The 8,310-nt window shown below is 64.2% G+C and carries 8 protein-coding genes; 1 reads left to right on the top strand and 7 read right to left on the bottom strand.

Features of this window, described 5'->3' with window-relative positions:
* Positions 1–49: 49 nt before the first annotated feature.
* Genes QOC69_RS31530 through QOC69_RS31520 form a run of 3 tightly spaced genes read right to left on the bottom strand, consistent with a single transcriptional unit; the run spans position 50 to position 3,275 of the window.
* Positions 50–688, bottom strand: a complete 639-nt coding sequence (locus QOC69_RS31530) for a VOC family protein (protein ID WP_526446433.1) — start codon at positions 686–688, stop codon at positions 50–52.
* Positions 689–716: 28 nt separating this feature from the next.
* Positions 717–1,478: a maleate cis-trans isomerase family protein gene (locus tag QOC69_RS31525; protein WP_526446432.1), complete on the bottom strand. Its 762-nt coding sequence runs from the start codon at positions 1,476–1,478 to the stop codon at positions 717–719.
* Between the two features lie 57 nt (positions 1,479–1,535).
* A complete protein-coding gene (locus tag QOC69_RS31520; RefSeq protein ID WP_526446431.1) occupies positions 1,536–3,275 on the bottom strand; it encodes an AMP-binding protein in 1,740 nt (579 codons plus the stop codon).
* Positions 3,276–3,321: 46 nt separating this feature from the next.
* Between QOC69_RS31520 and QOC69_RS31515 the strand changes: the two genes are divergently transcribed.
* On the top strand, positions 3,322–4,035 hold the full coding sequence (locus QOC69_RS31515; RefSeq protein WP_526446430.1) for a TetR/AcrR family transcriptional regulator: 714 nt from the start codon (positions 3,322–3,324) through the stop codon (positions 4,033–4,035).
* Positions 4,036–4,145: 110 nt separating this feature from the next.
* On the opposite strand, the gene QOC69_RS31510 is transcribed toward QOC69_RS31515, so the two are convergent.
* The 4 genes from QOC69_RS31510 to QOC69_RS31495 are packed head-to-tail and all read right to left on the bottom strand — an operon-like array spanning position 4,146 to position 8,095.
* Positions 4,146–4,622 carry a nuclear transport factor 2 family protein gene (locus QOC69_RS31510; protein WP_526446429.1) on the bottom strand — a complete coding sequence of 159 codons (477 nt, stop codon included), beginning with the start codon at positions 4,620–4,622 and terminating at the stop codon, positions 4,146–4,148.
* A gap of 38 nt (positions 4,623–4,660) precedes the next feature.
* Positions 4,661–5,557: a mycofactocin-coupled SDR family oxidoreductase gene (locus QOC69_RS31505; protein ID WP_526446428.1), complete on the bottom strand. Its 897-nt coding sequence runs from the start codon at positions 5,555–5,557 to the stop codon at positions 4,661–4,663.
* A gap of 57 nt (positions 5,558–5,614) precedes the next feature.
* A complete protein-coding gene (locus QOC69_RS31500) occupies positions 5,615–6,358 on the bottom strand; it encodes an SDR family NAD(P)-dependent oxidoreductase (RefSeq protein ID WP_526446427.1) in 744 nt (247 codons plus the stop codon).
* Positions 6,359–6,415: 57 nt separating this feature from the next.
* Positions 6,416–8,095 carry an FAD-dependent oxidoreductase gene (locus tag QOC69_RS31495; RefSeq protein WP_526446426.1) on the bottom strand — a complete coding sequence of 560 codons (1,680 nt, stop codon included), beginning with the start codon at positions 8,093–8,095 and terminating at the stop codon, positions 6,416–6,418.
* Between the last annotated feature and the right edge of the window lie 215 nt (positions 8,096–8,310).

The raw sequence follows: 8,310 nt of genomic DNA, 5'->3' as shown, positions 1-8,310 counted from the left end.
ATAACGCCCTCGTTCTCGGGAATCTGCAGGACGTAGAGGCATGCCACTTTCACACCGATTCCCTCTGGGACTCGGTCCACCGTGCGGCGCGTTCGACGATGAGCTCCGCCTTGCGGGTCAACAGTTTCTCCATCGACGGGTCCCGTTCTTGCGCCACGCTGCAGAGTGCGTCGATGGTGAGCTCAGCGTCGAGGTCCTCCTGCGGGGTGACAGGTCGCAGTGCGCGGGTCAGTTCGATCATGTAGCCATTGGGGTCGTGGGTGTAGATCGATTCGATCGTCTCGTGCATGACCTTCATCTCGACCGGCCACTCGGAATCGTCGAGCCGGCGTCGGTACTCCAGCAGGTCGTCGTCATCGTCCACGTGGATGGCGAGGTGTCGGGAATCCTTGAAGAACGTTGGGGTGTCGTGCGGCAGGCGGGCCCACGCATCACCTGGCGCGGACTGATCGCCCATCGGCGTCCAGCCGAAGTAGTAGAAGAAGGCAATCCTGTCGTCATTGCCGATGTCGAAGAAGAAGTGGATGAAGTCCGGGTGCTTCTCTGGTCCCCACCCGGCCGCGCAGATCGAGTGGACCACCGGGAACTTCAGGACATCCCGGTAGAACCGGACCGTGCCGGCCGGGTCGAATGTTGGGAATGCGGCATGGTCGACACCTCGCACGCGGTGTATTGCTTTCTCACTCATCGTTTCCTCGTTGATTGAAGTCAGTGGGTCAGGCAACGCCGACACCGGCATCGGCCCGCAGCAGGCTCCCGGCACCGGGGACATCCACCCGAATCCCGATCGCCCGCAGAATCGAGTAGGCACCAGCGGTCGCAGCGGAGAGCACCGGCAGTCCGAATTCGTCTTCTGCCGCCTGCACCAAGTCCAGTGAAGGCATCTGCACGCAGCAGGAGATGACGAGGACATCAACGTCGGTCAGGTCGAGGCCGCGGGCGGCCTGCATGACCTGGTCACCGGGAATGCATCCGACCTCGGCGTTGTCCGTCACCTCGAGCGCGCGCCAGTCCGTGACGGTGAAGCCCTCGGCCTCAATGTATTCGGCGACTGTCTGGGCCAACGGCTTCGCGTACGGCATCACCAGCGCCACGCGTTTGGCACCTAAATCGGTCAGTGCACGCACTAGGGAGCCAGCGCTGGAGAGCACCTTGGTGTCGGAGCCCCCGGTCGCGAGTTGTTCGGCCACCGCGAACTCGATCGACCGGTGCTCGCCTCGCCCGGCTGCCATGATAGCGGCCAGGCAGGCGTACAGAACCACATCGACCCCGGCGTCGCCGATCTCCAACACGCATCGCTCACGTTGAGAGTTCATGGCGCGAAGCTGTTCTAGCGTTACCGCGTGCATCCGCATTCGGCTCGAGTGAAATGAGAAGTCGATTCCCTCGACGCCGGACAGGATGCGGGGCATCTCCGTTTCGACGGTGATGTTCGAACTCGGCACGATGAGTCCGATACGCGTCGGATGAATGGTCACGATCGACCTTTCTTTGAGTATCACGAAGACAGCCGCCGCCATCGACGGCCCTGGCCTTCAGTCGTTGTGGTTGGAGCCGGAGAGTTTGCGCTCGACGTCGTGTCGCAAGTCCTTCTTGGACACCTTGCCGACATTGGTCAATGGCAGCCGGTCGATCGTCTCGACGCGTTCAGGGAGTTTGTATTTGGCCAATCCCGCCGATAGTAGGAAGCTTCCGAGTGATGTCACATCGAGCGGTGCTGCACCTGCGTTCATGACCAGATAGGCGCACGCCTTCTCGCCGAGAACGGGATCGGGCATCGCGACCAGCGCGGCGGTCGCGACATCGGGATGGCCGATGATGATCTCTTCGACTTCTTCGGCGTGGATCTTCTCGACGCCACGATTGATCACATCCTTGATGCGACCTTCGATGGAGTAGTAGGTCTCGTCGCCGATCCGGTGCTCACGCGCGAGGTCGCCGGTGCGGTAGAAGCCATCCGCTGTGAAGGCGACCGCATTGTGTTCGGGTGCGCGGTAGTAGCCGCGGATTGTGTAGGGCCCTCGGGCGAGGAGCTCACCGACTTCACCCGCAGGCATGATCTCACCGGTCTTCGGGTTGGTGATCCGCACCTCGTCGAAGGGGGAGATGGGTCGTCCGACCGTGTTGAATCGCGCCCATTCGTCGGCGTTACGCGGTGTCACCAGGAACATGCCCTCGGCCATTCCGAACTTCTGCCGGATCGAGATGCCGAGCTCGTCGCGCAGTCGCACCGCGACGTCGGTCGGGAGCTTCTGCCCGCCGACGACAAAATCATGGATGCAGGACATGTCGACGTCCCGGCTTCGTGGTTCCTCCAGAATCCTGATGGCGACCGCCGGCGGGACCAGGGGGATGGCGTTCGGTCGCTCCGCCTCGATCATGTCCAGAATGTCGGATACTTGCGCCGATTGGGCGAGCACGAGTGTCGCTCCGGAGAGCATTGCGGGTTGCAATGCCAGCGATACGCCCGCGTTGTGCATCAGCGGTAGCGGGTAGAGCACCACACTCCCCTGGTGCCAGCCCATCTCCTGCGCCCACGCCCGGGCGTTGTAGGTGTACTCCTCATGCATGCGGGGTGCCACCTTCGGCAATCCCGTAGTGCCGCCGGACAACTGGAACACCGCGACCTGCCACGGGTCCATCGATTCGTAGGCCAGCGCGGTGGTGGCCGCTGCGCCCGATTCCATGATGTCGGCCGCACAATGCGCACCCGGGAATGCCTCACCCCGGAAGACCACAAGATGCTCGATAACACCCGCCCGTTGCAATTCCGCTGCCTGGTGGGGCATCTGGCCCCTGCCGAAGTCGCCCTGAACGAACAGCGCTCGCGCCCCGACGTGCTCGGCGAGCAACCCGATCTCACGGGTGCCGTGCTGCGGCAGTGTGCAGACCGGCCGCAAGCCCGCCAGCAGCGCGCCGAGATAACCGATCACCGTCTCCGCGACGTTGCCCATCTGAAACATCACCGGGTCACCCGGCCGCAGATCAGTGGTCGATTGCAGACCACGGGCGAAGGCCTCAGATCGGGTCAGCAGTTCGCCGTATGTCCATCGCACCTCGGTCGTGACCAACGCGGTCAGCGCGCGGTGAGCGCATGCGGCTGCGGTGAGTTCCGCGGCCAGCGTGCGCCCCGACCAGAGCCCGAGGCCGCGGAACGTCTCACGGTCACCGTCGGAGAAATCCACTAGACCAGCATCCGGCTCAGCCTGGGAGTAGCCGATGAAAGACCCGCGCGACATACCTGTCAATATATCGACGCTGCCGTCCAGAGTCAACCTCGAAATGTCGAGAAGCGTGAGCGTGACCTGGCATGATGAACCCATGGCCAAACCGACGACCAAGAGCCCAGTACGCCACGAGATGGTGATGGGCCAGCTGATGGAGGCCGCCGAGCGCCTGTTCGCCGAGAAGGGCTTCGCCGGCACCTCGCTCCAGGAGCTCGCCGACGCGGTGGGCCTTACCCGGACCGGCATCTATCACTACATCTCCGGCAAGGACGCGCTGCTTGAGGAACTCGTTCGGGGGTTCACCGTCGAGACCGCGCAGGAGCTGCGGTCGCTGGCGGCGGCGTCCGGCCGCCCGGCGGTCGATCGGCTGCGTGAGGGTGTCTACGACATGGCGGTGCGCGTGGCGCGACACCCTCAGCGCTTTCGGCTGCTGCTCAACAGTGAAGGCGGGCTCACCGATGCTGTCGGCAAGCAGTACCGCAAGGCGCGCAGAGACACGCTGGCGTCGCTGCGGACTCTGGTGTCGGCGGCGATCGACGAAGGGGACTGTCGCCCAGTAGATCCCGAACTTGCTGCCTTCGCATTGGCGGGCGTGTCGAACTGGGTTGCCTTCTGGTATCCGCGGCGCGATGGTGCGGCGTCGCAGACGCCGGATGGAATGGCCCGCCAATTGGCCGACATTGCCCTGGGTGGGCTGCTGTCCACACGCACCGACGAATCCGGCGGAGTATCACACGCCCTGGACCTTCTCCGCGAGGATGTGGCACGCCTGGAGCATCTGCTGAGCAACTCCAACACCGCGGGATAGTTCGCGATCACCCCGCCCGTGGTCGGGACGCGACGCCCCCGACTGCACGGACGTCGCAATGACGGTGAGGCCCGGTCGACTGACCGGGCGTCGCCTTTGTGCAGTTGCGGTTAGACGCCGGCAACCTTCAGGTCGCTGCCGGTCGCTGCCTGCCAGGTGGGAAGTGGAGCCCAGTAGTGCAGGTCAAACTCACGGCGGGCGATCTTCCAGACTCCGTTGCGGCGCTCGACGTAGTCGGTGTAGAGCCCGCCGACCTGGGTCGGGCCGTCCTCGGAGTCGATGACGAAGCAGTCCAGCGCCGTCTCCGAGGTGCCCTTGTCGCCGGCGATGGAGATCAGCGGGTTCGCCATCCAATGGTGCATGCGCGGCGTCTTGGCCCACAGTGTCTCGGCGGCGGCCATGATGGCGTCGATCCCGACAAAGGGGTCGCCGAACGTCGGGCCCAGATTCAGCACCGAGTCCTCGAACCACAACGAACGCAGCCACTCCCGGTTGTGGCGGTCGAAGGACTGGGCGTATTTCGATACCAGATCCGCGATCGTGTTGCGGCTCTCCAGTGCGTCCAGACGAGCCTCGATATCAGACATTCTGCTCTCCTTGTTGATGGTGATGTCGTTGTGGGAATTCATTGCTTGCTGGCGAGTTGGGCTTCCAACTCGCCGATACGGGTCGCCGCAATGGCCGGAATGCCCGGAGGCTGGGTCAGGGTTCCGCCGTCGACCGGCAGTGCGACCCCGGTGATGTGACGGGCGTCGTCGGAGGCGAGGAACAACACCGCCGCCGAGATGTCCTCGGGCTCGAGCCACGGGATGGGCAGCAGCATCGTCGCCTGGGAGGGGAATTGCATCTTCTCCACGGTGCCGCCGGGGCCGCCGTTGAACATGTCCAGTACCGACTGGCTGTGCAGCATCGGGGTGCCGGTGTTGCCGGGTAACACCGCGTTGACCCGGATCGTGTGCGGCCCGAGTTCGGTCGCCAGCGAGCGCATCAGACCCAGCACGCCGGTCTTGGCCGCGCTGTAGGCAGACAGTGAGGGGTAGGGGGTGACGGCGGCGGTGGATGCGGTGAAGATGATGGATCCCGAACCTTGGGAGATCATCTGGGGCACTACCGCTCTCGCGACGCGCCACACCGCTGACAGGTTGTTCTCGATCACGGTGTCCCAGACCGTGTCGGTCTGCTGGTCCCACGGGAGATTGATGGCGACGCCGTGGTTGACGGCGAGAACGTCGATGCGGCCGAACTCGGCCACTGCGGTGTCGACGACGCGTTTCATCTCGGCCGAACTGCGCGCGTCAGCCTTGATCGCCAGGCAGCGGCGATCGAGGTTCTCGACCAGTTTGGCCGTCGTGTCCAGATCGTCTTGGGTCGCGGTGTCATAGGGTGCCACCGCCGGAATTGGTTCGCAGATGTCGGTCACGACGATGTCGGCGCCTTCCCTGGCAAGTAGCTGCGCGTGCGAACGGCCCTGTCCGCGGCCGCCTCCGGTGATCAGCGCGACCTTTCCATCCAGACGTCCCATGTTCGTTTCCTTTCTGGTGGGTTGAAACTCCTGGCTGGAGTTAGGGTGGACGGTGAGTCAGAGCCGATAGAGTCCGCCGTCGGCCATGATGGTCTGTCCGGTCACCCATGCGCTGGAGTCGCCGCTGAGGAAGAGCACGGTGCCGACGATGTCTTTGGCGGTGCCGGGACGCTTGATCGCCTGACTTTGAGCGAGTTGATCGATGTGCTGTTCGTCGATGTTGGCGAGTCCGCCCGGTGTCTTCGATGCGGTGGGTCCGACTGCGTTGACGGTGATTCCGAACTCGGCGACGTCGGCGGAGAGCCCACGGGTGAAGCCGATGACACCCATCTTGCTGGCCATGTAGTGGGCGAGGCCGGGGATGGGCAGTCCGATGGAATTGGAAGTGATGTTGACGATGCGGCCCCAGCCGCCCTTCTTCATCAGCGGGAGTACGCCTTTCACCATGAAGAACTGGGAGTCCAGGTTGATCGTCATCACTTTGTTCCACAGCTGGTAGTCGACGTCGTCGAAGGCGACGTTGGGGTAGATGCCGGCGTTGTTCACCAGGATGTCGGCGCGCCCGAACTCCTCGTTCAGCAGGTCACTCACCTTGGTCGTGACGGTTGGGTCGGAGACGTCGGCGACGAGGCTGACGCCGCGAGCCCCGGCACTTTCGATGGCTTTGACGGTGTCTTTCGCCTCGTTGAGATCGAGGGCGACGACGTCGACCCCGGACTCGGCGAGCCCGATGCTGATTTCGCGGCCGAAACCCTGGGCGGCACCAGTCACCACGGCGACGCGATTCTCGGATGTGGTCATGGGGGAAGTCCTTTCAATCAGGGAGATTCGGGGATTGCGCCGGTTGCGGAGAGGCCGTCATACGGTCGCCGGGACGGCGCTGCGCGCCCGGATCGGTTGGGTCGCGGCATCGCGGCCCGCCAGGTAGGCCATGGTGATGATCGGTCCGAGGGTCGCGCCGCCGGCCCAGTAGCTCCCGGCGGAGAAGGCGCCGGCGCAGTTGCCTGCGGCGTAGAGCCCGGGAATCGGTTCGCCCGACCGGGTAAGTACCTGGCCGGCCGCGTTGGTGCGCGGGCCGCCCTTGGTGTCGAGGGTGGCCGGTGCGAGCAACGTGGCGTAGTAGGGGCCGTCGTCGAGGATCGGCCACATGGTCTCGTTCTTGTCGTTGCCGGGCCGGCCGCCCATGTTGAAGTACAGCTCGATCGGAGCTTCACCTCTGTGGTAGTCCTCGTCAACACCGTTTTCGGCGAACATGTTGTAGCGCTTGATCGTATCGGTCAGGTTGGTCTCAAATGCGGTGTCGAGATTCCAGCCGCCGATGCTCTCGGCATAGACGGCAAGGCGTGCACGTAGCGCATCGGCAAGTTCGCCGAGTGTTGTCCCGGACACGATGTGGTCCTGGTTGCCGCCGTCGGGGATGATCGGGTTGCCGTACTTGTCGCCCGAGTGGAATTTCTTGGTTTCGCGGTCCCAGATCATCACGAGTACGAGGTTGGGGTACTCCGCCTTCTGTGACTCCCAGGCCCAGAAGGTGGGGACGACGTCCTGGTAGGGGGCCTTCTCGTTGACCACGCGGTGGCCGTATTTGTTGACCCACAGCATGCTGTCGCCGGGGATGCTGAAGGAACACACCTGATCCGGGTGGTTGGCGATGGCGCGGTCGAGCACCATGGGCGCCAACCAGGCACCGTTCATGTTGACCAGATCCGCACCAAGGGCCTGGGCGATGGGTAGGAAATCGCCGGTGTTGGTGCTGGCCGCGCAGCCGCTGATGATCGGGCCGGGAAGCGATGCGGCGCGCAGGTCACGGTTATGGGTGAATCCGCCGGAAGCGAAGATCACTGCGCGAGAGGCTCTGATCGCGATCTCCCCGTCCGCGGTGGCCGCGACGACACCGACGACCTCGTCCGCGTCGTTGACCACAGCCTTGGTGACCGCGTGGCCGACGCGCAGGTCGACGTTCTCGGCGTCGGCGGCCTGGGCGAATACGGTGATCATGTCGGTGCCGTCGCCGATGTCGTCGGGGCCGCCGCCGAACAGGTGGGGGTAGATGATGCGGCCGTGGGGCGCCTTGTTTTCGTCCATCTGGGCGTAGTAGTCGGGTTGGACGTCCCAGGGGATCGGTTCCAGCGCGCCCCAGGCGGTGAGCGTCTCGATGGCGGTGCCGGCGTTGTCGTAGAACGCCTCGGTCATCGTGTATTCCCAGTCGGTGAGCCCGAGATTCGCTTTGTTCGGGTCGTAGTGCTGAGGGCGGGTCAGCCGCGCCATGTGCTTGAGTGCGTCGGGCTTGGGATCAGCCCAGCCTTTCTGCTTCATGAAGTGGTTGTTGGGAACCCAGTAGGCGGCGGCCGCCTTCTTGGTCGTGCCGCCGATGGTCTGAGCCTTCTCGAGTTGGATGACCCGGGCGCCGTTGTTCGCCGCGGTGATCGCCGCGGTGAAGCCGCCCGCACCGGTTCCGACGACGATGACGTCGGTGTCGTCGGCGAAGGTGGTGTCGGCTTCCCTGATCAGTTCTGGTGCGAATACGTGATAGGTCATGGCTGGTCTCCTCAGGTGTGTTCCACCCGCGACCGAACGGGACGGGTTCAGGCGCAAATGGACTGCTGGCCGGGCAAGCGGGGCAGGGACTAGAAGGGGTACTGGGCAATCTCGTCGCGAACGGTGATCCACTTCCACTCAGTGAACTGATCAGCGTTGGTGAGAGTGCTGTGGCTGAACCCGTTGCCCGACATGCCAACTCCGCCGATCGGGCC

The sequence above is a fragment of the Mycobacterium sp. genome, from assembly GCF_032162105.1.
Classification (GTDB): Bacteria; Actinomycetota; Actinomycetes; order Mycobacteriales; family Mycobacteriaceae; genus Mycobacterium.
This window is presented reverse-complemented; position numbering and strand designations above follow the sequence as displayed.